The following is a 25,278-nucleotide window of genomic DNA, read 5'->3' on the forward strand; positions in this document are numbered from 1 at the left end:
CGCACCTCCCCGGTCACAGCGGTAGGAACATGTCGTCGCCGGGCTGATGGGCGTACATCAGGCCGGTGTTCACCTCGTAGAACCAGCCGTGCAGGGTGATCCGGCCGTCCGCCAGCCGCTGCCGGACCGCCGGGTAGCCGCGCAGCCGCTCCAGCTGCGCCAGCACGTGCTCGCGCACCGCGTGGTCGAGGTCGCGGACGGACGGGGCCGGGTCGGCGTGCTGGGCGAGCCAGCCGCTCATCGCCGGGACCGCGCTGAGCGCGTCGCCGCGGGACAGCGCGGCCACCGCGGCGCAGTGCGAGTGCCCGCACACCACGATGTCGTCGATGCCGAGGACCTCGACGGCGAACTCGATGGTGGCCGCCTCGCCGGTCGGCCGGTCCACGGTGTACTCGGGCACGATGCCGCCGGCGGTGCGCAGCTCGAACAGTTCGCCGGGCCGGGCTCCGGTGATCATCGACGGGATGACCCGCGAGTCGGAGCAGGTGATGAACAGCGCCTCGGGCTGCTGGCCTTCGGCCAGCCGCGCCAGCGACTCGCCGGACGCCGCCACCCGGGCGGGGAAGGAACGGGCGTGTTCGATGAACGTGTGCATGCGGAATTCCTCCAAGGGCGCCGCACGAAGGGCGGCACGTCGATGGAGCGGATATGAGCTGAGGGCGGAACGCGGACGACGGCCTCCGTGCCCACAAGCCGTGGCACGAGGCTCGGCGCATCGCGCCGGGCGCCCTCAGCAGCGCAGCACTTGGATCCGGGCGAGAACCGCCCCCATATCCGGCAGGCCTTCCCACCAGGGCCCGTCGCCGGGTCCGTACAGCCGCAGCACCAGTCCGGCCCGCCATTGGGCGAGCAGGTGCCACAACATCACCACCATCACCGGCCTGGCCGGTGCGCCGACGTTGTCGTCGGCCTCGCGCAGGCGGGACGCCTCGGCCTTGCGGGGGAGCTTCTCGGACTCCTCGCGTTGTTCGCCCATCAGGTGGTCCGGCGCGGCGATGGAGGCGCCCCGCCGATCTCCCTCGCCCCAGGACGCGGGCATCAGCACGGCGGACCAGCACAGGCACAGGCAGAGCACCCAGCCGAGCATTCTCACGGCGTTGCCGTCCGTCCTGCCGCGCATATCACCGCCCGTCCCGAGATGAACGCCAGATGACGCATGGATGAACGAGCCAGCGCCTCCTGCGGAGTAAGGAAGCGTGGCGCCAAACGGTCAGGCCTAAATTCAACCATGTCCAGATTCACCAACGCACCACCCGAAGGTTGCGAGTGACACAACCCCCACCCCGAGAACCACATCAAACTTCGCAATTGCCCATATATCGAATGTCTGCCGTTGCCAAGGACACGCCGAAAGAAGTGTCCGCGGCCCCGCCAGGGACACCTCGAAAGAGGCGTCCGCGACCCCGGGGGTGAGGCCAGCCCTGCGGGAGTCTCGGCCGTGCAGAGAGGGCGTTCACCACCGGACCGGCCGCAGGCCGCACTTTCGTTCCGCCGGTTCAAGCGTCGCAACGCGGATTCCACAATCGCGCAATGCGCGGACATTCATGGACTTTCCCAATGATTCTTTACCCGATCGACGCGGGCGGCGGTCGTCGGCCTCCACGGGCGCTCGGCGACGTCCGGCGAGCGCCCGTGGAGGCCGACAATCCGTGAAACATCTCCCACCACGACCGATATGTCAGATCCGACCATCGGCACGACCTTGACGAATTCGGTGGCGCCCCGGCAATCGAACGTTCTCTGCGATGTCCCCCGAAGACGGATTTCGGTGGCGGCGGCCCCTGCCGCCGACCGGCGCGCACGGCCGGGGCCGGCGGCGGGCCGGCCGGCGGGTCAACGCCTCGATGACGGCGCGGAGCCGGCGGGCGCCGGCGGCCTCACCCTCGGTGATCTCCAGCGCCGGGGCGGGACCGCGGCTGGGCTCACCGGCTTGCCGGCGCACCCACGTAACCACTATAAGTGGTTACATGGCTTTGCACTGGAAACTGGTCGTCGACACCCGCGACGCACCCGCCCTGGCGGACTTCTGGGCCGCCGCCCTGGAGTACGAGGTCGAGGACCAGGACTCCCTCATCGAGCATCTGCTGGCCACCGGCCGTCTGCCCGAGGACGCCGTCGCCGAGCACCGCGGCCGCCGGATCTTCTGCGGCCACGCCGCGATCCGCCACCCGGAGGACCCGTTCGACGAGACCACCGGAGTCGGCCTGGGCCGCCGCGTCCTCTTCCAGGACGTCCCCGAGGCCAAGACCGCCAAGAACCGCCTGCACCTGGACCTGCACGCCGCCCCCGGCGGCCTGGACGCCCTGGTCACCCGCCTGGAGACGCTGGGCGCCACCCGGCTCCACGAGGTGGATAAGGGCCCGGCCGGCCACTGGTGGGTCATGCAGGACCCCGAAGGAAACGAGTTCTGCGTCGCCTGAGCCCTCAGCGCCCGGGGCCGGGGGCTCCGAGGAGGCATGAGTCTTCGCGGTGGCACCGGCACCCGGAGACGAACCCACCGTGCTGAACGGCCTGCCGCCGCCCGTCCGTGACGCGGGCAGGATCGGTTCCGTTGTCGGCCGCCTCACAGCGGCGGCCGACAACGGAACGGCCGATCGTTCTCCGAGGTCAGCGCCAGCCCTGGAGTCCTGCGCCATAGGGATACAGGGGGTCGCCGTAGGTGGTGGGGACGGAGCGGCCCGCGTTGATGTGGGAGCGGATCTCGCTGCGCTGGGCGGGGGTGGCGCCCAGGTCGTAGGGGATGGTCCAGTCCTCGACGGTGTCGGCGGGGGTGTCCGTGCCGCCCGGTTTGAGGATCTGGTCGAGAGAGCGGGGCATCTGCCAGGGCAGCCTTCCGCTGGGGGCGTAGTCGCCGAACAGCAGGGCGGCGGTGGCCGGCCCCACCTCCTCACCGCCCCGGTAGGTCAGCACGACGGCGTCGGCCAGGTCGTGCCACTCGGTGATGACGGTGGGCCGGGGCAGGGTCATCACGACGACGACCGGGACACCCTGGTCGTGGAACCGGCGGATGAGCGCGAGTTGGTCGGGCGGTAGCTGGGGTTTCTCCTTCACCCAGGCGGTGGCGTGCGTGTAGGTGGGCTCCCCGACGGCCACGATGGCCAGTTCGGGATCCGGCGCGGTGTCCTGGTGGACGGTGACGCCGGCGGTCGCGGCCCGGGCCCTGATCGCCTCCAGCAGGGTCCTGGAGCCGTGTTCGGCATGGAAGTAGCTGGTCCAGATGCAGCAGGCGGTGCCGTCGGTGGCGGTGGGCCCGGCGACCACGATGTCGTCTCCGGCCCCGAGCCTGACGGGCAGGACGCCGTCGTTCTTGAGCAGAGTGTTGGCCTCCCGCGCGGCCTGGTGGGCCAGGGCGACGTAGGACGGCTGGTGGAACCGGTAGGGCCCGTTCACCGGATCCCCGTACGGGCGCTCGAAGACCCCGAGCCGGAACTTCAGCCGCAGGATCCGGGTCACCGCGTCGTCGATGCGGGCGAGCGGAACACCGGACAGGAACTGGGACATGGTGAAGCCCGGGGCTCCGGGGTCGGCGCCGCCCATCACGTCCGAGCCTGCGTTGGCGGCCTTCACCCACACTCCGGAGGGCAGCCAGTCCGTGGTGATCAGGCCCGTGTAGCCCAGGTCGTTGCGGAGGTGGTCGAGGATGGGCTTGCTGTCTCCGGCGCCCGACCCGCCCGGATCGAGAAACCTGGCGCCGGCGTAGCCGGGCATGATGTTGACGGTGCCCGCCTCGATCGCCGCCCGGAACGGGATCATGTGGTACTTGATCGTCACCTCGTCGTAGACGATCTCGGCCTCTCCCCCGGCGCCCTCGCCGGGCCAGTGCTTGACCGTGGCCAGGACCGAGTCCGGGTTCAGCTCCGGCCCGCCCTGCAGCCCGGTCACCAGCGCCCGGACCTGGGCCGCGGCGACCTCGGCGTCCTCGCCGTTGCCCTCCTGGACGCGTGGGTAGATCACCTTGGTGCCGACCTCGGCGAGCGGACCGAGCACCCCGCGGGTGCCGACCTCCAGTTGCTCGCGCCGCTGCATATCGCCCAGTTTGTAATCGAGCGGGTAGTTCTTAGCGGCGGCCAGCGCGCTCTGCAGCGGATACGTGGTCTGGTATCCGGCGATGGTGTCGCCCGCGGAGACCGGCGGGATGCCCAGGCGGGTCCCGGCCGCGTCGAGCAGGACGTCGTGCAGGTCACCGGGCTGTGCTGGCCCGAAGTGCCATCCCGACCGCGGGTACTGCTGGGCGTTGTAGAACATCTGGTACGCCTTCTCCTCCGGCGTCATCCGGCCGAGCAGGTCGCTCACCCGGGTCTCCACCGGCCGTCGCCAGTCCTCGTACGGCTCGATCGTCCCGTTCCGGTTGAGGTCGCGGGCGCCGCCGACGATCGGGACGCCGTCGTCGACCTGCTCGATCTCGGGGAGGTAGACGCTGAAGGTGCGGATCGCCGAGGCGGTCCTGCCACCGGCCCCGTCCACCGCGACCACGAACCACCGGTACGTCCAGCGGTCGGAGATGTCCCAGGTCGGGGTGTAGCCGGTGGCGGTCGTCTCGGCGACCTTGGTGTAAAGGTCCAGCAGGGTGCCCGACGCGGTGAAGTCGTAGTCGGCCCGGCTGACGTTGATCCACACCTCGTAGCGGGCGGTCCCCGGCACGGCCGCCCAGGACAGCGCGGGCCGCCGCGTGTCGGTGATCATCGCCTGGTCGGCCGGGGCGGACAGCGCGAACCGTCCGGTGGCCGCCGGTGCCCTGGTGGGCCTGGACAGCAGCGGCGGGGTGTCGGACGTGGTGTCGACGGTGCCGTAGACCTGGAACTCCCACAGCGAGTACCCGTACCCGGTCGCCCGGGCCGTTCCGGTGAACCGCACGTAGCGGCCCCTGCCCGAGACCGCGAGGTTCTCGATGCCGCCCTTGCCGGTGGTGGTGCTGTGGAGGGTCGTCCAGGTGGAGCCGTTGTCGGACACCTCGACGCGGTAGCCGGTGGCGTAGGCCGCCTCCCAGTTGAGGGTCAGGCCGGTGATCGTGGCGGCGCCGCCGAGGTCGATCCTCAGCCACTGGTCGTCGCCTGGAAGGCTGGCCCAGCGGGTGGTGGTCCGCCCGTCCAAGGCCGCGGCGGGCGCGTTGCCGCCTTCCCAGGACGAGGCCGAGACCTTCTTGAACGCGGAGATCGGCGTCCCCGCCGGGGCGGTGTCGCCGGTGTGGACGGCGAACTCCCACAGCGAGTACCCGTACCCGGTGCCTCGGACGGTGCCGTACATACGGATATAACGGCCGGTGCCGGTGACATCGAGGGTCTGGGTGCCGCCGGCCGCGGTACTGGTCGTGTAGATGGGCGTCCAGGCCGACCCGTCGTTGGAGACCTGGATCTGGAACGCCCTGGCATAGGCGGCCTCCCAGCGAAGCACGACCCGACAGATCGACCTGGTCGCGCCGAGGTCGGCCTGGATCCACTGCGGGTCGCTGGAGGCGCTGGACCAGCGGGTGCCGGTGTCACCGTCGAAGGCGGCGGAGGCAGGGGCTCCCGCGTTCTCGACGGACGAGGCGCTGGACGGCCTGTTCAGGGCGGCGTTCGCGGTGCCGCAGGTGGAGCCGCTGGTCTCGCCGTAGACCTGGAACTCCCACAGTGAGTAGCCGTAGCCGGTGCCCCGAGCGGTGCCGTACATGCGGAGGTAGCGGCCGGTGCCGGTGACGTTCAGTTCCTGGGTGCCGCCGCTGCCGGTCGTGGTGGAGTAGATGTCGGTCCAGGCTGAGGCGTCGGCCGAAACCTGGAGCTTGAACGCCTTGCCGTAGGCGCCCTCCCAGCGGAGCACCACACGGCTGATCGTGGCCGTACCGCCGAGATCGACCTGTAGCCACTGCGGGTCGGAGAAAGCGCTGGACCAGCGGGTGGCGGTGTCCCCGTCAACGGCGGCCGAGGCGGGGTAGGCGCCGTCCTCGGCGGAGGAGGCCGTGGCGGGCTTGCCCTGCGACAGCAGTACGGGGGCTGCGTAGGCGAAGCGAGCCGGGGCGAGGGCAGTGGCGATGAGTACGAGCGCCACGGCGAGCGCCGTGGCTGATCTACGGGGATCCATCGGAGACTCCGGCTACCAGCCGACCGCGACCAGCAGGTACTGCGGGTTGCCATGGGAGATGAACGACGACTGGTCGGCGTAGTCGTCGTACGGGAAGCCGTACGCCAGCTTGTTGATCGCGTGGTCGTGCCAGAACCTGGCGTAGTAGTTCGCCGGTGCCGCCCGGTAGAACTGGGACGGGTCCGACCACTGGGACTCGGGCAGCCCCGCAACGTGCCGGTTGAGCGCCGCGCACATCCCGGGCCGCTCGGCCAGCGGGCCCGCGCAGCCGGTGACCTCCGCCGTGGTGGCCGAGACTCCGGCCGACGCCGCGTAGGCCGTGAAGTAGTTCGCGTAGGCGCCGCCCGGCCGGAACGCGCTGGAGTTGCCGGGTGAGGGGATCCGGTACGGCGCCTCCACCTGGGCGAGGTGGTCGAACTCGGCCGGCACCTCGTCGATGAACCGCTGGAAGGTGGCCGCGCGGGACTCCTGGAAGATGTTCTGCTCCTCGCCCACGGCCACGTCATAGCCGTCGTGGGCGTGCAGCCTCATGGCGAGCTTGAGGCCGAACCCGTCGACCCTGGTGGTGTTGCCGTTGAACACCCCGGGCCCGACCGTGAACTCGATGAAGTCGTTGTACCTGCTGGTCGGCGAGCCGAGATGGAAGTACATCCGCCCGGCGGTGTTGGCCGGCATGTCGAAGTACGGCTGCTCGGCGATGGAGTGGACCTGGCCGTTGTAGCTCCAGAAGACCTGGTCGTCGGAGTACTGGCCGTTCGTGCGGTTGAGGACCTTGACCATGAGCACGTTCCGGGCGGGCGGGATCGTGGAGGTGTCGCCCCAGAACGGGTCGGAGGAGCCCTCGGTGGTGTGGACGGCGAACTCCCATAGCGAGTGGCCGTAGCCAGTGCCACGGGCGGTGCCGTACATGCGGAGGTAGCGGCCGGTGCCGGTGACGTCGAGGGTCTGGGTGCCGCCGGTGGCGGTACTGGTCGTGTAGATGGAGGTCCAGGCCGACCCGTCGTCGGAGACCTGGATCTGGAACGCCCTGGAGTAGGCGGCCTCCCAGCGGAGCACGACCCGGCAGATCGACTTGGCCGCGCCGAGGTCGACCCGCAGCCATTGCGGGTCGGAGAAGGCGCTGGACCAGCGGGTGCCGGTGTTGCCGTCGACGGCGGCCGAGGCGGGGAAGGCGCCGCTCTCCACCGAGGAGGCGGTCGCCGGGCGGTTCAGGGCGGCGTTCGCGGTGCCGCAGGCGGCGGCCTCCGCCGGTCGGGGCGCACCGGCCATGGCGCCGGCGGCCAGCAGTGTGAAGGCGCTCAGCGCCGCGGCGAGGTTTCGGGTTTTCATGAGCGTTTCCTCCGGGGGCGGGGGGACCCCGGCCGGACCGGGCCGGGGTCCCGGAGGCGTGCGATCAGGGGTGTCAGGGGTGTCAGGGGAAGGAGACGACCACGGACGGGACCGTCGAGGTGCCCGACGTCGGCGCGCCGGTGTCGTTGATCACGTGGTTGTACTGGCCGTTGCCGCCCAGCGAGACCACCAGCAGGTGGTGGAACCGGACGCCGGGCTTGACCGGGGCCTGGAACCCGTGGTGCTGCCGGATCGTGGGGTCGATGTTGTAGTAGCAGTAGGAGCCCATGCCCCAGCCCTCGTGGGTGTTCACCGAGTCGGCGACCCGGTAGGCGGCGAAGCCCTGGGTGGAGCCGTTCTGGATCGCGGCCTGGTTGGGCGCGTCGTAGGCCTTCTCGTTCTGGAAGAAGATGGTCCGGCCGCGTTCGCCGGACCACTGGACGTCGTACTTGTTGAAGTGCTCGACGAACAGGCCGGTGGCCAGCACGTCGTCACCGTTGACGACCAGGCCGTAGTCGGCGCGGTTGGTCTCCCAGCCGACGCCCTCGCCGTGGTCGGCCCGCCAGATCCAGGTGTGGTCGATGATCACGTCGTCGCTGTTGACGACCATGCTGGTGGTGGCCTTGCCGGGACCGGCGCCGCCGATCCGGATGAACACGTCCTGCACCGTGGTCGGGTCGGCGGCGTGGTCGGCGGCCGCGCCGGACGGGCCGACCTCCACCAGCGTGGCCGAGTTGGCGGGTCCGGCGTCCACCAGGAAGCCGGCCAGCCGTACCCCGTCCACGTCGGCCACCTTCACCGCGGTGACGCCGTTGTCGGGGATGACCGTCGCCAGGCCCAGGCCCAACACGACCGTCCCCGGCCGGTTGACCGCGATCGGCTGGTCCACGTGGTAGATGCCGGGTGTCAGGAGCAGGTGGAGGCCCTGTGCCAGGGCCGCGTTGATGCGTGCGGCGCTGTCACCGGGCTTGGCCACGTAGAACTGGCTCAGCGGGAGGGACGTGCCCGGGGTCGGGCCGTTCGCCCAGCTGGTGCCCCGGGCGTTGGCGCGCTTGGCCGGCAGGAACACCCGGTAGGTGTCGCCGTCCAGGTAGATGTACGGCTTCTCGCGGCTGATCGGGGTGGTGGTCAGGTCCGTGTAGGGCGGGTTGGGGAAGGTGTCGCCGGGCGAGCCCTGGACGCCGGAGAACACCATGTTCCACACGCCGTTGAGCCAGCCGCCGACGGAGCTGTCGCGGGTGTACCACTGCTGCTGCGAGTACGGCCCCACGGTCCCGTCGATCTTGCTGTCGGCGATGTAGCCGCCGCTGGCCCAGCCATAGCCGTCGGGCGCCAGGTTGAGCCCGCCGCGGACGTGCATGCGACGGAACGGCGCGGCCTGGGAGACGGCCCAGCGGTTGGTGCCGTTGACGGGCACCACCGCCAGGTTCTCGGCCGAGCGCCAGAAGTTCTGGGTGGCGTTGCCATTGAACCAGCCGGCGTCCACGGTGATGTCGCCGTTGATGGTGACGTCGTCGGGGTTGCGGCCGAGGCCGTGGACGGAGGTGTAGAAGCCGAGTTGCGCGTTCAGGCCGCTGTAGGTCCCGGGCTTGAAGAAGACGGCGTGCCGTCCGGTGCCGAACTGCGCGGACTCCTGCTGCCGGAAGATCTGGTCGAGCCGGGACTGGATGGTCGAGGACGGCATCGAGGGGTCGAAGACGTGCACGTTGGGGCCGAGGTCGCCGCCGCCCACCGGCGGCGGCTCACTGCCGCCCTCCACATGGACGGCGAACTCCCACAGCGAGTAGCCCCAGCCGGTGGCGCGGGCGGTGCCGTACATGCGGACGTACCGTCCCGAGCCGGTCACGTTGTAGCCGGCGGTGCCGCCGGTCCCGCCGGTCACGGTCGTCAGGTCGGTCCAGGACGTGCCGTTGGAGGAGGTCTGGATCCGAAAGTCCCTGCCGTAGGCGGTCTCCCAGCTCAGGTCCACCCGGCAGATGCTCTGGACGGAGCCGAGGTCGACCTGGATCCACTGGGGGTCGGAGAAGGCGCTGGACCAGCGGGTGCCGGGGTTCCCGTCGAAGGCGGCGGAGGCCGGGGTTCCGGCGTTCTCGGTGGAGGAGGCGGTGGACGGCTTGTTCAGGGCGGCGTTGCCGGTGCCGCACGCGGCGGCCTGCGCGGAGGGAGCGGCGTGCGCGGGCGGGGCGGGGACGACGAGCAGAGCTGCCAGGACCGCCGCGGCGGTCCAGGCGGGTCTGTGTCTCATGGGGCTCCTCCTGGGGTGTGGTGGGCGCGGATGATCTCGGCGTAGCGGTGGCCGCTGGCCTTGACGGTGCGGTCCTGGGTGGCGCGGTCGACGTGCACCAGCCCGAACCTCTTGTCGAGGCCGTCGGCCCATTCGAAGTTGTCCAGCAGCGACCAGGCGAAGTAGCCCTTGACCGGCGCACCGGCCGCGGCGGCGCGGGCGACGGCGGCCAGGTGGTCCTCCAGGTAGGCGATCCGGTCCTGGTCGTCGATCGAGCCGTCGGCGCCGACCTTGTCGTCCCAAGCCGAGCCGCTCTCGGTGACGTAGATCCGGGTGGCGGCGTACTCGCCGCCCAGCCGCAGCAGCAGATCGGCGAGCCCGTCGGCGTGGACCTCCCAGCCCATCGCGGTGGTCTGCGCGCCGGGCACCGGGACCTGCCGGGCGTACGGGGCGGGCCCGTCCGGGTCGTCGGCGATGACCTGCCGGAAGTAGTAGTTGAGCCCGGTGTACTCGACGGGGGCGGCGATCGTCTCCAGGTCGCTCTCCCGGACGGGCGGTTCGACCCCGTAGACCTCGATCATGTCGGCGGGGTAGCCCCGCCCGTGGGTCGGGTCCAGCCACCACCGGTTGATGTGGCCGTCCGCCCGGGTCGCGGCCTGTACGTCTTCGGCCCGGTCCGACGCCGCCACGATGGGGCTGAGGTTGTTGACCAGGCCGATCGACGGCGGTGACGCGGCGTGCGCCCGGACCGCCGCGGCGCCCAGGCCGTGGGCCAGCAGCAGGTGGTGCGAGGCGTGCACGGCCTGGTGCAGGTCGCGCAGGCCCGGCGCGAAACGCCCCTCCAGGTGCCCGATCCAGGCCGTGCACAGCGGCTCGTTGATCGTCGTCCAGTCGGTGACCCGGTCGCCGAGCCGGGCGGCGACGACGGCCGCGTAGTCGGCGAAGTGCCCGGCGGTGTCGCGGGACGGCCAGCCGCCCTGCTCCTGCAGCGCCGACGGCAGGTCCCAGTGGTAGAGGGTGACGAACGGCCGGATGCCCGCCTCCAGCAGCGCGTCCACCAGCCGGTCGTAGAAGTCCAGGCCGGGTCCGTTGACCTGGCCGGCGCCGCGCGGGACGACGCGGGGCCAGGCGACGGAGAACCGGTAGGCGTCCAGGCCCAGCCGCCGCATCAGCGCGATGTCCTCCCGCCAGCGGTGGTAGTGGTCGCAGGTGACGTCGCCGGTGTCGCCGCCCGCGACGGCGCCCGGCACCTTGCAGAAGTCGTCCCAGATGGACGGCAGCCGGCCGTCGGCGGTGACCGCGCCCTCGATCTGGTAGGCGGACGTTGCGGCACCGAAGAGGAAGTCGGCGGGAAGGTTCACGGCGGTCTTCTCCCAGGGAACGACCCGGCGGCCGGGGGGTTGGCGGTTTGGCGGGGTCACTTGACGGCGCCGGCGGTCAGGCCGGCGACCAGGAAACGTTGCAGGAGCAGGAAGCCGGCGACGACCGGCACCGAGACGATGAGCGAGGCGGCCATGACCTGGTTCCAGTAGACCTGGACCTCGGTGGAGTACTCCTGCAGGCCGACCGCGAGGGTCCGGGTGCCGGAGTCGGTCATCACCGAGGCGAACAGCACCTCGCCCCAGGCGGTCATGAACGCGTAGATGGCCACCGCGACGATGCCGGGCCTGGCGGCGGGCACCACGACCCGCAGCAGCGCGCCGAGCGGCCCATTGCCGTCGACCAGCGCGGCCTCGTCGAGTTCGCGGGGGATCGAGTCCAGGTAGCCGGCGAGCATCCAGATGGCGAACGGCAGCGAGAAGGTCAGGTAGGTCAGCACCAGCCCGAGCCGCGAGCCGTACAGCGCGACCCCGGTGGCGTTGCCCAGGTTGACGAAGATCAGGAACAGCGGGAGCAGGAACAAGATCCCGGGGAACATCTGGGTCGACAGCACGGTCACCGCGAACACCCGCCGGCCCGGGAAGCGGAACCGGCTGATCGCGTACGCCGCGAAGATCGCGATCGTCACCGACAGCGCGGTGGCGGCCCCTGACACGATCAGGCTGTTGAGGAAGTAGCGGCCGAGCGGGATCGTGGTCCAGATGTCGGCGAACGGCCGCAGCGTGACGGTGGTGGGGATCCAGTGCCAGTCGCCCTGCACGTCGCCCAGCGGCTTGAGGGCCGAGGTCACCATGGCGTACAGCGGCAGCGCGGTGAACAGCATCAGGAAGCCCAGCACCAGACGGCGGGCCCAGCCCACCCAGCGCGGCTCACGCATGCGCGTGCCTCCTCCGCGACGTCACGGCCAGATACCCGGCCGTGACCAGCAGCAGGAACAGCAGCAACAGCACCGACATCGCCGAGCCGAGGCCGAAGTTCCAGGTCACGAACGAGCTCTGGTAGATGTGGATGGAGATCAACGACGCCTCGCGCGGCGCGGACTCCCCGAACAGCACGTACGGGGTGTTGAAGTCGTTGAACGTCCACAGGAACAGCACCAGCAGCAGCACCTGGTTGACCGGGCGCAGCAGCGGCTGGGTCACCTCCCGGAACTGGCGCCACCAGCCGGCGCCGTCCAGCGCCGCGGCCTCGTACAGGTCCCGCGGGACGTTCTGCAGCCCGGCCATGATGATCAGGAAGGCGAACGGCCAGGTCCGCCACACCGACACCACCACCAGCGACCAGAAGCTGTTGCCGCCGATCAGCCAGAACGGCGCGTCCGGCCCGTCCCGGCCGAGCAGGGCGTTGACCATGCCGGTGTCGCGCTGCAGCATGAACGCCCAGGTGATCACCGCCGCGTACATCGGCAGCGCGTACGGCACCAGGAAGAAGGCGCGCAGCAGGCCGCGGCCGCGGAAGTGCCGCTGCATCAGCACGGCGGCGGCGGTGCCGAACAGCCAGGCCGTCCCGACGGAGGCGGCCGTGAAGGCGATCGTGACCCAGAACGAGTGGAGCAGGCTGCGGCCGACCGCGGAGTCGAAGTCCAGCACCACCCGGTAGTTGTCCAGACCGGCATGCGGGGCGGCCGACCAGTTGCGGATGTAGAACTGGGTGAGCTTGCGGAAGCTCATCACCAGCCCGACCAGCATCGGCACCAGGTGGACGAGCAGTTCCAGCAACACCGCGGGCAGCAGCAGCAGGTAGGGCAGCGCGATCCGGCGGCCCCGGCCGCGCGGGGGGCGGCCCCCGGCCGCCGCCGTCCGGGCGGCCGGGGTCTGGTCGAGCAGCGCGGTCATCGGGTCAGCTTCCGGCGGCCAGTTGCTGGTCGGCCTGGGCCAGCCTGGCCTTGATCTGCGCGGCGTCGACGGTCCGGCCGGAGGCGACGTCGGCGAACATCGACTTCATGGCGGTGCCGACCAGGGTTTCGAACTGGCTTTCCTGCGGCACCTGCGGCATGGGTTCGGCGGTGCCGCTCAGCACGCCCTGGAAGACCTTCACCTGCTCGGTCTGGAACGCGGGGTCGGTGTAGGCGTCCTTGACGGTGGGCAGCGAGCCATAGGTCTTGTTGAGCAGTGCCTGCTCCTCGGTGCTGGTCATGAACTTCACGAACTCCAGCGCCCCGTCGAGGTTCCTGGTGTTCTTGAACACCGCGAGGTTGATGCCGGCCACGAAGCTGTTGACCCGGCGGCCGCCGGGCGGGGGCTGGTCGGGCAGCGGAATCGGGGCCACGCCCAGGTCGTCCATCTTCATCCCGACGGCCTCGAACGAGCCGGCGGAGGCCTGGTTCATGAACATCGCGGCCTTGCCGTCGGCGAGGTCCTTGAGCGACTTGGCGGTGTCGGTGTACTCCACGTTGCTCGGGTTGACGATCTTGTGGACCTGCATCAGGTCGAGGTACTGCTTGATCGCGTCGGCGGCCGGGTCGGAGGCCAGCGTGGGCTTCTCGCCGTCGAAGAACCGCGCCCCGTGCTGGGCGCCGAGGATCGCGGCGTGGTGGGCGTTCTCGGTGACCTGGCCGGCCTGCAGCGTCAGGCCCCACTGGCCGGGCTTGGTGAGCTTCTTGCCGGTCTCGATGAGCTCGTTCCAGGTCGCCGGCGGCCTGTCGATGCCGGCCTCGCGGAACAGCTTCTTGTTGTAGTACAGGCCGTAGGCCTGGCCGTAGATGGGGACGGCGGCCGGCGGCTTGCCCTGCGCCCCGGTGGCGGCCAGGCACGGGCCGAGGAATCTGTCCCTGCCGCCGACCTTGGCGAGCGTGGCGTCGTCGAACGGCAGCAGCGCGCCGGTGGCCTGTAGGGAGGCCGACCAGGTGTTGCCGATGTTGAGCACGTCCGGGCCCCTGCCGGAGGTGGTGGCGGCCAGGATCCGGTTGAGCAGGTCGGGCCAGCCGATGACCTCCAGCTTGACCTTGATCCCGGTCTTGCGGGTGAACTTGGCGAGTTCGGGTTCCAGCACCTTGCGGTCGTGGTCGAGGCTGGTGCCCTGGTTGGAGGCCCAGTAGAGGAGTTCCTTGGGGCCGCCGGCGGACGTGCCGCCGTCGCCGCAGGCCACGGCGGTCAAGGCGACCAGCGTCAGCGCGGCGGCCGACGCCATCGTTGCGATGCCCATGGGGATCCTTGAGGGGGTCGGGGAACGGAGTGACTTACGCCACACCTTTTTTCAAGGCTTGATTTAATACGTGGGAGACTGAGGGGTCAACACTGCGGGACTACTTTTTTCAGGCCTTGTCGGAAGACGGGGCCCGAGCGGGGAAGGTGGACATGGCCGAGCGCAAGGGGGGCACGGTGCGCGACCTGCGCCGGGACAACCGGGCGGTGCTGTTGCGGGCGCTGTACTTCAGCGGTCCGCGCAGCCGGCAGGAGCTCAGCGCCGCGACGGGGCTGAGCCCGGCCTCGGTCAGCAACGTGATGCGCGAACTGCTCGGCGAGGGGGTCGTCGCCGAGGTCGGCTCGGTGGACTCCGACGGCGGGCGGCCGCGGGTGCTGCTGCAGGTGAACCCGGAGTACGGCTACGTCGTCGGCGTGGACGTCGGTGAGACCCGGGTGCAGGTGGAGCTGTTCGACCTGGCGATGACCGAGCGGGCCAAGGCCGACTTCCCGCTGGACCCGGCACGCCATCCGGCGGACGCGGTCGTCTCCCGAATCCTGGCCGGCCTCGACGCGGTGCTCGCCGACAGCGGCGTGCCGGCCGAGGCGATCTTCGGGGTGGGCATCGGCGTGCCCGGCGTCGTCCAGCAGCGCCCCGAGGTGGTCGTGGACGCCCAGACCTTCGGCTGGGACCGCGTCCCGCTGGAACGGCTGCTGCGCGCGGGCACCGACCTGCCGCTGCTCATCGACAACGGCGCCAACACCATGGGCCAGGCCGAGCTGTGGTTCGGCTCCGGCCGCGGCACCCACAACGCGGTGGTCGGGCTGATCGGATCCGGGGTCGGCGCGGCGATCATCACGCACGGCACCGCGGACCGGGGCTCGACCGCCTCCGCCGGCGAGTGGGGCCACACCCCCGTCGTCGTGGGCGGCCGGACCTGCCGCTGCGGCAACGTCGGCTGCCTGGAGGCCTACGTCGGCGCCGAGGCCATGCTGGAACGTTACGCGGAGGCGGGCGGGACGCTCGCCGCGGCCGACCAGGAGTCCGCGCTGGCCGCGATGATCCTGGAGGCCGGCACCCCGGGCACCGTCGGAGCGAGGATCATCGACGAGACCGTGCGCTACCTCGGCGCCGCCGTCGGCGGCCTGATCAACCTGCTGAACCCCGAACGCGTCATCCTCGGCGGCTGGGCCGGCCTGCTCCTCGGCGAGACCCACCTGGACGCCATCCGCGAGGCCGCCCGCTGCCACGCCCTCAAGCACCCGTTCGCGACCACCTCCATCGAACTGTGCACCCTGGGCCCCGACGCCGTCGCCCTGGGCGCGGCCACCCTCCCCCTGGAGCTGTTCCTCAACGGCTAGCCGGCGGCAAGGTCACCGTGGCGGCCCCGGGACGGCCTTCGCCGAGGGGACGGCCCCGGCCGGGCTCAAGCTCACCGGATCGGCCACCACCGAATCCGGCATCGTCTACGCCACCTGCGACTGGACGGGCAAGCTCGCCTACGGTTCCGTCACCTGAGGACGCCGCGCCCATTGCGGTGTCCAGGTCCCGACGTCGCGGTGGTCGTCGCGCAGGGAGCCGAGATGGTCGCGGAGTGCGGTGAGGGCGGCGTGCGGGTTGTCGCCGCGCCAGATCAGTGAGTGCGGGTAGACCGGTGTCGGGTCGCGCAGGGGGATGCGCCGCAGGTCCTGGTCGGCGGGCCAGACGAGGCGGGTCCGCTCGCCGACGAGGGTCGCCAGCGCCGGAGAGTCGGCGATCGTGTCCAGGAGCGGCTCGGCGCCGAAGTCCGGGCCGGTCACCTCGATGGTGAGCCCGAACGCGGCGGCGAGGTCGTCGTAGAAGCCGGCCCACTCGGTGCCGGCGACGAGGCCGGGCATCCAGATCCGGTGCCCGGCCAGCCGGGCGGGGGTGACCGCGCGGGCGGCGGCGAACTCGTGGGCCGGCCCGGTCAGAAGTTGGAGGGGCTCGTCGAAGACCCGGGCGGCCTCCATCCCGTCGGGGAGCCGCGCCGGGAGGGGGACGGCACGGAAGGACGCGTCGATCGTGCCGGACCGGACGGCGGCGATGGCCGCGTCGACGTCGAAGAGGGTCACCACGTCGAGTTCGATCTCCGGTCGCGCGCGGCGGAAGCCGCGCAGCAGATCGGCCGGCGCCAGCCGCCGGCCGATCACGTCGACGCGCAGCGCACGGCGGCCGGGCCGCACGGAGGCGGCCGCCCGTTCCGCGGCCCGCAGGAGGTCGCGGGCGTGCGGTAGGAACGCCTGCCCGTCGATGGTGAGCCGGGCTCCGCGCGGGGTGCGGGTGAACAACCGCACCCCCAGGTCCCTCTCCAGCGCGGCGACGCGCTTGGAGACGGCCTGCTGGGTGAGCGACAGCTCGGCGGCGGCCTCCTGGAACCACCCCGCGTCCGCGACGGCGACGAAGGTGCGCACGGCCTTGAGATCCACCCGGGCAACCCTAGTCGTACAACTCATGATTGTGCCCGCTGGACGAACCGGCTGCTCGACCGGCGACTCTGCCGCCGCTTCGATGGCCCGGTCAACGCAGGGTTGTTCGGATGCGGCGGCGAGAGGTGTGCCGGGCATGGGGCGGGTGGCCGCCGGGCCGGCGGTTCAGGCGTTCGGCAGGGAGCGGAACCATCGGGCGAGGTGGTCGTTCTGTTCGTCCGGGGTGCCGAGGCCGTCCTCGGGGGCCGGGTCGAGAAGGTTGGCGGTGTCGGACAGCGCGGCGGGCCTGCCCGGACGCAGCAGGGAGACCAGGTGGTGGGTGTCAGGGGCGTCGACCTGGCAACGGTGGACGTCCCGGCGAGCACCGTTGACCAGGAGCTTGACGCCCCGCTTGGCGGCGGCGCGGCACAGCCCCTGGAACGCGCCGAACAGGTCGTCGCCGAGCGCGACGATCGTCGGCCGCTGCCAGAGCCCGTCGTCGAACTGGAACGTCAGCGTCCACGGGTCATTCCGCCGCACCGTCACCAGCGCCCGCTCCGGACCGCACCCCCGGGTCGCCTGGATCTCCACGGGAATCCCCCAGACGATGTCGCCCCACCGGCTGTCCGGCCCCGGCAGCTCGACGTACCTGGCCCGGCACCTCGGACACCCCCACCGCTCCGGCCCCGGCATGCACCCACCGAGCACTAGTTCCCCGGCCGCCAGCATCCGCTCCAACTCGTCGGTGAAGTCCGGATATCCGTACATCACCGGCGCGAGGCGCCCCTGTTCGCACTTCGGGCAGACGGCCCGCTCCAGCTTCCTCATCTGTTCTCCTCCCGCCCGCGGCCGCCCCCTCTCCCCCGCAGACGCCCTGACCGCCCGGGAGGTTCATTCCGGAGGCCCGTCGCGACGCCCCGGCCCGCCGCCGTCACCGCACGCAGCGGATCACCGGCGGCGTCGGCGGATGCCCGCGGCACGGACGGCCGTCACCGATCCGGGGGGCTCGCGCGGCCCTCACCCGGAGAGCACCGGGCGCGGAGGTCTCCCTCCCGTCCGCGAGAGCCGGTGCCGGCACCGGATGTCCGCCGGCCCGAGTCCGCTCCCGGTATTTGAGGGTTGTGAATTCATATGACCAGGTCGAATAGGGGCTAATTGCGCCAACCCTCAAAAAGAACTTCAATGAGACACTTTAAGCATGAATATCAGTGAAAGCGCTGCCGGGCCGGCGGAGCCCGACCGTCGGCGCCCCGCCGACGATGGCGGCAGGGGATCGCCGAGCACCGAGCCGGCCATCGAGACCCGTGACCTGCGGATGCGTTACGGCTCCACTGAGGTGCTGCGCGGGGTGGACCTGCGCGTGCACCAGGGTGAGGTGGTGGCCCTGCTGGGGCCCAACGGCGCGGGCAAGACGACCACGATTGAGATCCTGGAGGGGTTCCGCCGTCGTTCGGACGGGCGGGTGCGCGTGCTGGGCGTCGATCCCAACGACGGCGGCGAGGCGTGGCGGGCCCGGCTGGGCGTCGTACTGCAGTCCTGGCGCGACCACGGCAGGTGGCGGGTCCGTGAGCTGCTCGGCCACCTCGGCCGCTTCTACGCCCCGTACGCCACGGCGCGGCGGCCCCGGCCGTACGACACCGGTGAGCTGCTGGAGCTGGTGGGGCTGACCGACCGCGCGGACGCGGTGATCGCCACGCTCTCCGGCGGCCAGCGGCGCCGGCTCGACGTGGCCGTCGGGCTGGTCGGCCGGCCGGATCTGCTGTTCCTGGACGAGCCGACCGTCGGCTTCGACCCGCAGGCGCGGCGCGACTTCCACGAGCTGGTGGAACGCCTGACGGGCCTGGAGGGGACCTCGGTCCTGCTCACCACGCACGATCTGGAGGAGGCCGAGCGGCTCGCCGACCGGATCGTGATCTTGGCCGGTGGCCGCATCGTCGCCGACGGCACCTCGGCGGAACTCGCCCGGCGGTTCTCCGGCAAGAGCGAGGTCCGCTACCGCAGGGACGGCCGGCGGTACGTGGAGTCGGCCGTGGACGCCACCGGCCATGTGCGCGGGCTGTTCACCGAGTACGGCGAGGCGATCGAGGACTTGGAGGTGCACCGGGTGCGCCTGGAGGACGTCTACATGACGCTGGTGCACGAGTTCGAGTCCGGACGTCGCACGGAGGCGCCGAGCGAGCTCACGGAGATGGCCCGATGAGCCCGCAGGCGGTCGCCGTCCGGGCGGGCCTGCAGCGCGCCCGGATCGAACTCCGGCAGAGCCTGGGCAACGGACAGGAACTGTGGTCGGTGACCTTCTTCCCGGTCATCTCCCTGACCGTGATGTTCCTGCTGCGGCACAGCACGGTGCCGGGCACCGACTTCTCCCTCGGCGCGCATTCCGTCCCCGGCATCCTGGGGATGACTGTCGCGTTCAACGGGATGATGGCGCTCGCGCTGTCGCTGACCATGGACCGCGAGGACGGCACCCTGCTGCGCGCGAAGGCGACGCCGAACGGCATGGTCGGCTACCTCACGGGCAAGGTCCTCTGCCGGGGCGGGACGGCCGTGGCGGGGCTGCTCATCGCGCTGGTCCCGGCGGTGTTCCTGTTCGAGGGGCTAGAGCTGGGCGGCGTGTCGTCGTGGCTGACGCTGGCCTGGGTGGTGACGCTCGGCCTGCTCGCCCTGCTGCCGCTCGGCGCGATCGTCGGCTCGCTGTTCACCAGCGCCCAGGGCGTGGGCTTCGTGACGCTGCCGATGATGGCCCTGATGGGCGTCTCGGGTGTGTTCTACCCGATCAGCGCGCTCCCCGAATGGCTGCAGTGGGTCGCCCAGCTCTTCCCGCTCTACTGGCTGGGCCTGGGACTGCGCTCGGCGATGCTGCCGCAGACCATGGCCGCCGCCGAGGTCGGCGAGTCCTGGCGCCATCTGGAGACGATCGGCGTCCTGGGCCTGTGGGCCGTCGCCGGGCTCGCCCTCGCCCCGTTCGTCCTCCGCCGGATGGCCCGCCGCGAATCAGGCTCCGCCGTCGCCGCTCGCCGCCAGCAGGCCATGCAGCGAATGGCGTAGACCCGAAGCTCTGACCGGCGATGGGATCGCCTCGCGACCGCCCCACCCGGCCGCAGGGCGATCCCTCCCCCACCCGCCCGCAACGTTCCGGGACGGCTCCCCCGTGATCATATTTCGGGACGACAGCCGATATGGACATGAAGGCCGGGAAATCCGATGCCCGCAAAGCGGGAAATAGGTGCGGGCCGAATTCCGGTGGCACCGGCCGGGCGGGCTGCGGCGCGGATCCCACCCGTAGACCAATGCGTCGAATTACCTGGATGACCTGCACGGCGAATGATAGTCAAGAGGCTTCGGGGGGTGATACGGAAGGCCATCCGGAGGGGGAGGTATGACCACGAGCGCAGCAGGCGAGTCCACCGAGCGCAGCCCTTCCACCCGGTTCATGGTGTGGTTCTTCTTCGTCTCGCTGGGCGCTTTGGTCCTCACCGTCTGGCTGCTGTCGCTGGGGGCCAAGGGCAGCGAGATCAGCGGGGTGCTGTCCCTGCTCGTGGCGCTCGTCAGCCCGTTCATCCCGGTCTTCATCGACCGGTTGAGCAGGGAACAGGGCGGACCCGGGCTGCCGTTGCCGAGCCGCAAATGGCTCATGTTCGTCACCGCCGCGCTGCTGGGCATGACGCTCTCGCTGGTGTACTGGTTCGCCTACCACAAACCCGACCTCAACGTGACCGACCGGGTGGTCCTCGGCAAGGCGGCCGGGCTTCGCGACGGGAGCACCGCGACCGTGCGGATCCGCCCACCCCTCGGCCGCAGCCACCTCTACCTCGTCTTCGGCCTGACCAACAGGTCCGAGGTCGGCGACTGCGTCGATCCGGCGACCCTGCGGGGGACGCTCACGGTGGACGGTGTCGACCGGGGGGAGATCGACGCCAGAGCCGGGCAGGAGCTCCGGTACCCCCTCGGAAAGGCCGAGAACAGCGTCGACCTCACGGTCACCTTGTCCGAAGAGAAAGGAGACCGCACCTGTTCGGTCGATCTCAGGGTCACCGAAGCGGTTCTCTACAACGAGGGATTCCTATGAACCCGTCCAATGAGCCCGGCCACAGCGCCAGGACGCGGCCCTCGCGGCAAGGGGGTCCGGTGAGCCCGTCCAACCGGACCAGGCGACGAGCCGTGTGGGTCGGCGCGGTGGTTCTCGCGATCGTCCTCGCCATAGGCGTCATAGGCGCCATCCGGGTCCTCCAGCAGGGCCCGGCGGAGCCACCGGAGCCGAAAAGCCCGTTCCCCCGGGGTTCGGTGGTCAACTTCGGCCTGATGACGGACCTGCCGGGCTGGAGCGTGGTCGAGCCCGGCCCCAACATCCGCTCCGGGTTCCAGTACGACCTGATGGGGTGGCTGGCCAACGAGATGGGCGTCAAGGCCGTCCCCGTCGACCTCACCTTCGGTGAACGCATGCTCGCCCTCCAGGATCGCAGGGCCCAGGTGATGCTCGCCAACTTCGCCATCACCGACGAGCGGGCCAAGTACGTCACGTTCGCCGGCCCCTACATGATCAACACCCAGGCCGTGATGACCCGCAGGTCGGGTGAGCGGATCCGCAAAGTGGAGGATCTGGCGGGCCGGACGGTCTGCACCATGAGCGATACCACCTCCGACGGCAACGTCGCGGAGATGCTCCGCGTCAAGGTCAACCGCGTCCTGAAGGTCGGGCTGAGCCAGTGCGTGGCGGAGTTGCGGGCCAAGCGGGTGGACGCCGTGTCAACCGCGTACCTCAACCTGCTCGGTTTCGCTCAGGAGAACCCGGACCTGCGGGTGGAGGACTTCGAGTTCGGCGCTCAGGACCGCTTCGGCATCGGCCTGCGGCTCGGCGAGGTCGAGGCCTGTGAGTTCTTCACCGGCCTGCTGCGCAAGTTCCTCACGTCCGGGACCTGGGACGCCTTCTTCAAGAAGTACTTCCCCGACGAGCCCCCGCCCCCCACAAGCCCGACCCGAACAACCTGCGGAGGTGTTCAGCGCCCCCGACCCCCTGAAGCCGTACGGCCCCTTCGACCGTCCACCTTCGTCTGTTCGCCGAATATTGAAATCGGAATCTATCACTTATCGCCAATCGCGTTGTCAAGGGCGACTCCACGCCGGTCATGCGTTGTGTCATCCACCGACAGCGGAACGAATTGGAACTGGACGGCCCGATCCGGCCATGTGACGATCCCAGGCGAGTGGCAGGAGGTCGTCATGCCGCCTGGGAATCCGGTGCTGGTGGAACGGGACGACAACCTGGCGTCACTGGTGGCGGCGCTCGCCCGGCCGCCCGTCATCGCGGTGGTGCAGGGCGAGCCGGGCGCCGGGAAGACCCGCCTGGTGCACGAGGCGCTCGCGGATCCGGCGCTCGCCGCGCGGCAGCACCTGATCGGGGACGCCCGCCCGAGCCTGGCGGCCTATCCGCTGGGGCCGATGATCGAGGCCCTCGCCACCGTGCGGCGGCCGCCCGTGCAGCCCCTGAGCGCGCTGGCCGGGGCGCTGCGCACGGTGCTCCCCGACCTGGCCGGCATCCTGCCGCCGCCGCTCCCCCCGCTGGAGGACCCGCGGCTGGACCGGCACCGCCTGGTGCGCGCCATGGTCGAACTGCTGTCCAAGCTGGGCCCGACGATCCTGGTGCTGGAGGATCTGCAGTGGGCCGACGAGGCCACGGTCGAACTGCTCCGGATGATCGACGCCCGGCCGCCGCCGAGGCTGTCGGCCGTGGTCACCTGCGGGCCCGCGGCCGTCCTCCCGGAGCCGGGGGCCGGCACCGTCCGGATCCGCCTGGCACCGCTGTCGGCGCCGGGTGCCCGCCGGCTGGCCGAGGCGGTGCTGGGCGTCGCGGAGACGGCCGTGTCCCCCGAGCTCGCCGGCCTGCTCCATGAACGCAACGGCGGCGTGCCACTCGTGGTGTGCGAAGACGTGCGGCTGCTCCGGCACCGTGGCCTGCTCCGTGCGGTGAACGGCGAATGGGTCCTCGCGGCGGACGAGGCGGACCTGTCGTCGGTGGTCCCGCCGGGGGCCGGCGCCGAGATCATCTCCCGGGTCCGTGGGCTCGGTGACGCGGGGAGCACCGTCCTGGAGGCGGCGGCCGTGCTGGCCGAGTCGGCCGAACCCGACCTGGTGGCCAGGGTCGCGGAGCTGGACGCCGGGCAGGCCTGCGCCGCCCTCGGGGAGGCGACCCGGTGCGGGCTGCTGTGCGACCAGGGACCGGACGGCGACACCGTGCGGTTTCGCCATGAGGTGGCCCGGCTCGCCGTCTACCAGGCCATCTCCGAGCCCCGGCGGCGCCGGTTGCATGCTGCCGCCGCCCGCGAGCTCACCCGTACCGGCCGCAGCGCCCTGGTCGTACGGGCGGTGGAGCACCATCGGCGTGCCGGTGACGTGCGGGGATGGGCGGCGAGCGCGGAGGCCGCCGCCGAGATCGCCGCCGCCGACGGCTCGTTCGACGCCGCCCAGGCCCAGCTGCGGGACGTGCTGCGGGCGGGCGCGGTCGCGGAGGCGAGACGGGCCGAGCTGACGATCAAGCTGGGTTGGGCCGCGCTGGGCGACGACGATCGGAGCGCGGCGACCACCACCCTGCTGGCCGAGGCGAGCGAACGCGCCCCGGCGTCACCGGAGCAGCGGGCCGAGCTGCTCCTGCTGCACCTGTGGTCGGCGCTGGAGTCCGCCGGGCCGGGACGGGAGACGGACATCGCCGCGGCCGAGCTGTGGGCCGCGCTCGGCCACCTCATGACGCGCCCGGACCTGTACGCAATCGCCTTGACCGTCCTGTCCACGCCGAACAGGCTGCCGGGCCACAACCTGCCCATGCAGATGTCGTACCTGGGCCGGGCCCGCGGGGCGCTCGCTGAGACCATCGACCCGATGGCGCACGCGGTGGTCACGACCGGCACCGCGCACCTGCTGCTCGCCTGCGGCGACCCCGAGGGCTGGTCCGTGGCCGGCGCGCTGCCGGCCCACGGCGACCGACCGGAGGTGGACCGGCAGCTCGTCCGGGGCCTGGCCGACCTGGCCGACGCGGCCCTGCATCTGGGCCACTACTCGCGCGGCCTGGAACTGGTCGAGCGGGGACGACGGCTGGCCGCCGACGTCCGGTTGAGCAGGTACGACCTGCGGCTCCACGCCACAGAGCTGCGAGTCCGCTGGACGAGGGGAGACCGCGGAGCCGAGGAGGGGCTCGCCGCCGAGGTACAGCGGCACGGGCTGCCGGCCTCCCGGCTGCTGGCGGCACAGATCCGCATCGGCCAAGGGCACCTGGACGTCGCTCGCCGCACGCTGCGCACGGTGGCCGAGGAGACGTGCGAGATCGGGGATCTGGCCATCGCGGCGCATGCCGTCGCAGAGCTCAACCGGGTGGCGCTGACCGCGGCCCAACGGCGCGTCGGACATGCCCTCGCCCGCCAGGTGCTGGACGAGCTGGCCTGCAAGCAGGTCTGGGTCTGGGCGGCACCGCTGCTGCCGTTCATCCCGCTCGATCTGGTGGACGCGGTCCTTCCCCGGTATCGCAGTGCTCTGGTGGGCCGGGACGCGCCGCTCGCCCGGGCTGCGCTCGGCTTCGCCGAGGCGCGGATGAGCGAGGAGCACGGCGACATGGGGCGGGCCTCGGCGGGCTACCGCCGTGCCCGCCGCAGGTACGCCCTGCTGCCCGACCCCCGGATGGCGGCTCATGCGTGCGCCTGCGAGATGCGCTCCCAGATCTCCGCCGGGCAGGCTCCGGACACCGACCTGCTGCGCCAGGCGTGGAGCACGTTCACCGGCCTGGGCGCCGTCTGGGACGCCAACCGGCTGAAGCAGCTGATGCGGTCGGCGGGCCTGCCGGTGCCCCACCGGCGCGGCCGGCCCGGCTACGGGAACCGGCTGTCCCCGCGGGAACGGGAGATCTCCGACCTGGCGGCCTCGGGCCGTACGAACCGGGACATCGCCGGGGACCTGTACCTGTCGGAGCGCACGGTCAAGTACCACCTCGCCAACGCCATGCGCAAGCTCCAGGTGAGCAGCCGGCGGGAGCTGCGCGACGCGCTCGAACCGGGGGGCCCGTCCGGCGGACCGCACACCTGCCGGTGTGTGCGGTGTGGTCGGGAACTAAACCCGTCCTGATCGGACGGGTTATTCGCCGGGGCCCCCGCTGACTATGAAAGAGATTCAGATTCATGGATGCGGCGCTCCTCGCACACCCCGGCGAGGAGAACGGCGCGGCCGCGTCGGACGGTGGCGGAAGGACCGCCGCCGTGCCCGAGGAGGAGGACCCCATGAGATCTGCCGGCTTGCTCGTCGGCCTCTCCGCCACCGCCCTCGTCGCCTTCATGGCGACCCCCGCCCACGCGGCCCCCGGCAAGGTCGACGGCTCGGTCACCGCCGCCGGCACGACCTGCTCCTGGACGAACGCCGACACCACCAACACGCCCCCGAACACGCTGACGATCAACCACACCACGGTCAGCCCGACCTGCACCAGCGCCCTCATCACCGTGACCCTCAGCGCCAGCCCGACGGTCACGTTCAACGACACGCCCCCCGGCACCGCCACGTCCCCGCAGGTCAACGTCGTTGCGACCGCCCCGATCGTCGGCACCTGCAACTACCGGGTGAACAACGTCACGGTCAACCGCCAGGGAACGACCAGGACCTACACCCGCACCACCCCACTCACCGCCACCAAGACCGGCGGCGGCATCCTGTGCCCCGCCTCCCAGGCCATCGACTCGGTGAGATTCACCTTCCACTGATCGC

Annotated in this window: 18 protein-coding genes; 7 read left to right on the forward strand and 11 right to left on the reverse strand. The window is 71.3% G+C overall.

Features of this window, described 5'->3' with window-relative positions; translation table 11 throughout:
- Positions 1-13 precede the first annotated feature (13 nt).
- Together C4U03_RS16245 and C4U03_RS16250 are read right to left on the reverse strand one after the other, a co-directional pair.
- Complete coding sequence (locus C4U03_RS16245) at positions 14-595, reverse strand: carbonic anhydrase (protein ID WP_103938623.1); 582 nt, start codon at positions 593-595, stop codon at positions 14-16.
- Between the two features lie 135 nt (positions 596-730).
- Positions 731-1,120, reverse strand: a complete 390-nt coding sequence (locus tag C4U03_RS16250) for a hypothetical protein (protein ID WP_146087412.1) — start codon at positions 1,118-1,120, stop codon at positions 731-733.
- 847 nt (positions 1,121-1,967) lie between these two features.
- Between C4U03_RS16250 and C4U03_RS16255 the strand changes: the two genes are divergently transcribed.
- Positions 1,968-2,420: a VOC family protein gene (locus tag C4U03_RS16255; RefSeq protein ID WP_103938625.1), complete on the forward strand. Its 453-nt coding sequence runs from the start codon at positions 1,968-1,970 to the stop codon at positions 2,418-2,420.
- Positions 2,421-2,607: 187 nt separating this feature from the next.
- Here the strand turns inward: C4U03_RS16255 and C4U03_RS16260 are convergent, their stop codons facing one another.
- The 7 genes from C4U03_RS16260 to C4U03_RS16290 form a co-directional block, all read right to left on the reverse strand.
- Positions 2,608-6,024, reverse strand: a complete 3,417-nt coding sequence (locus C4U03_RS16260; protein WP_235017906.1) for a discoidin domain-containing protein — start codon at positions 6,022-6,024, stop codon at positions 2,608-2,610.
- Between the two features lie 45 nt (positions 6,025-6,069).
- Positions 6,070-7,386 carry a beta-1,3-glucanase family protein gene (locus C4U03_RS16265; RefSeq protein WP_103938627.1) on the reverse strand — a complete coding sequence of 439 codons (1,317 nt, stop codon included), beginning with the start codon at positions 7,384-7,386 and terminating at the stop codon, positions 6,070-6,072.
- An 82-nt stretch (positions 7,387-7,468) separates the two neighbouring features.
- The gene (locus C4U03_RS16270; RefSeq protein WP_103938628.1) at positions 7,469-9,631 is read right to left on the reverse strand and encodes a discoidin domain-containing protein; all 2,163 of its coding nucleotides are present in this window, start codon (positions 9,629-9,631) and stop codon (positions 7,469-7,471) included.
- Positions 9,628-10,971: a GH1 family beta-glucosidase gene (locus C4U03_RS16275; protein ID WP_103938629.1), complete on the reverse strand. Its 1,344-nt coding sequence runs from the start codon at positions 10,969-10,971 to the stop codon at positions 9,628-9,630. The genes C4U03_RS16270 and C4U03_RS16275 overlap by 4 nt, the downstream gene beginning before the upstream one ends.
- 56 nt (positions 10,972-11,027) lie before the next feature.
- Entirely contained in the window at positions 11,028-11,867 is an 840-nt protein-coding gene (locus C4U03_RS16280) for a carbohydrate ABC transporter permease (RefSeq protein ID WP_103938630.1), read from the reverse strand.
- Positions 11,860-12,825, reverse strand: coding sequence for a carbohydrate ABC transporter permease (locus C4U03_RS16285; protein WP_103938631.1), 966 nt, complete (start codon positions 12,823-12,825; stop codon positions 11,860-11,862). The genes C4U03_RS16280 and C4U03_RS16285 overlap by 8 nt, the downstream gene beginning before the upstream one ends.
- A gap of 4 nt (positions 12,826-12,829) precedes the next feature.
- Positions 12,830-14,134, reverse strand: a complete 1,305-nt coding sequence (locus C4U03_RS16290; RefSeq protein ID WP_103938632.1) for a sugar ABC transporter substrate-binding protein — start codon at positions 14,132-14,134, stop codon at positions 12,830-12,832.
- 152 nt (positions 14,135-14,286) lie between these two features.
- Between C4U03_RS16290 and C4U03_RS16295 the strand changes: the two genes are divergently transcribed.
- A complete protein-coding gene (locus tag C4U03_RS16295) occupies positions 14,287-15,474 on the forward strand; it encodes an ROK family transcriptional regulator (RefSeq protein WP_103938633.1) in 1,188 nt (395 codons plus the stop codon).
- A gap of 138 nt (positions 15,475-15,612) precedes the next feature.
- Here C4U03_RS16295 and C4U03_RS16300 read toward each other — a convergent pair whose 3' ends face one another.
- Both C4U03_RS16300 and C4U03_RS16305 read right to left on the reverse strand, forming a co-directional pair.
- Complete coding sequence (locus C4U03_RS16300; RefSeq protein ID WP_103938634.1) at positions 15,613-16,560, reverse strand: LysR family transcriptional regulator; 948 nt, start codon at positions 16,558-16,560, stop codon at positions 15,613-15,615.
- A 165-nt stretch (positions 16,561-16,725) separates the two neighbouring features.
- Positions 16,726-17,367, reverse strand: coding sequence for a hypothetical protein (locus C4U03_RS16305; RefSeq protein WP_103938635.1), 642 nt, complete (start codon positions 17,365-17,367; stop codon positions 16,726-16,728).
- Positions 17,368-17,854: 487 nt separating this feature from the next.
- Here C4U03_RS16305 and C4U03_RS16310 point away from each other — a divergent pair, with 487 nt between their 5' ends.
- The 5 genes from C4U03_RS16310 to C4U03_RS16325 all read left to right on the forward strand — a co-directional run bounded on the left by C4U03_RS16310 (position 17,855) and on the right by C4U03_RS16325 (position 25,274).
- Positions 17,855-18,739, forward strand: coding sequence for an ABC transporter ATP-binding protein (locus tag C4U03_RS16310; protein ID WP_235017928.1), 885 nt, complete (start codon positions 17,855-17,857; stop codon positions 18,737-18,739).
- Positions 18,736-19,587, forward strand: coding sequence for an ABC transporter permease (locus tag C4U03_RS16315; RefSeq protein ID WP_103938637.1), 852 nt, complete (start codon positions 18,736-18,738; stop codon positions 19,585-19,587). Before C4U03_RS16310 ends, C4U03_RS16315 begins: the two co-directional genes overlap by 4 nt.
- Positions 19,588-19,918: 331 nt before the next feature.
- Complete coding sequence (locus C4U03_RS40445) at positions 19,919-20,608, forward strand: hypothetical protein (protein WP_160147014.1); 690 nt, start codon at positions 19,919-19,921, stop codon at positions 20,606-20,608.
- Between the two features lie 59 nt (positions 20,609-20,667).
- On the forward strand, positions 20,668-24,645 hold the full coding sequence (locus C4U03_RS16320) for a transporter substrate-binding domain-containing protein (RefSeq protein WP_160147015.1): 3,978 nt from the start codon (positions 20,668-20,670) through the stop codon (positions 24,643-24,645).
- Between the two features lie 152 nt (positions 24,646-24,797).
- Entirely contained in the window at positions 24,798-25,274 is a 477-nt protein-coding gene (locus C4U03_RS16325) for a hypothetical protein (RefSeq protein ID WP_146087413.1), read from the forward strand.
- The last annotated feature ends 4 nt before the right edge of the window (positions 25,275-25,278 follow it).

This window comes from Thermomonospora echinospora (assembly GCF_900108175.1).
GTDB classification, from domain to species: domain Bacteria; phylum Actinomycetota; class Actinomycetes; order Streptosporangiales; family Streptosporangiaceae; genus Thermomonospora; species Thermomonospora echinospora.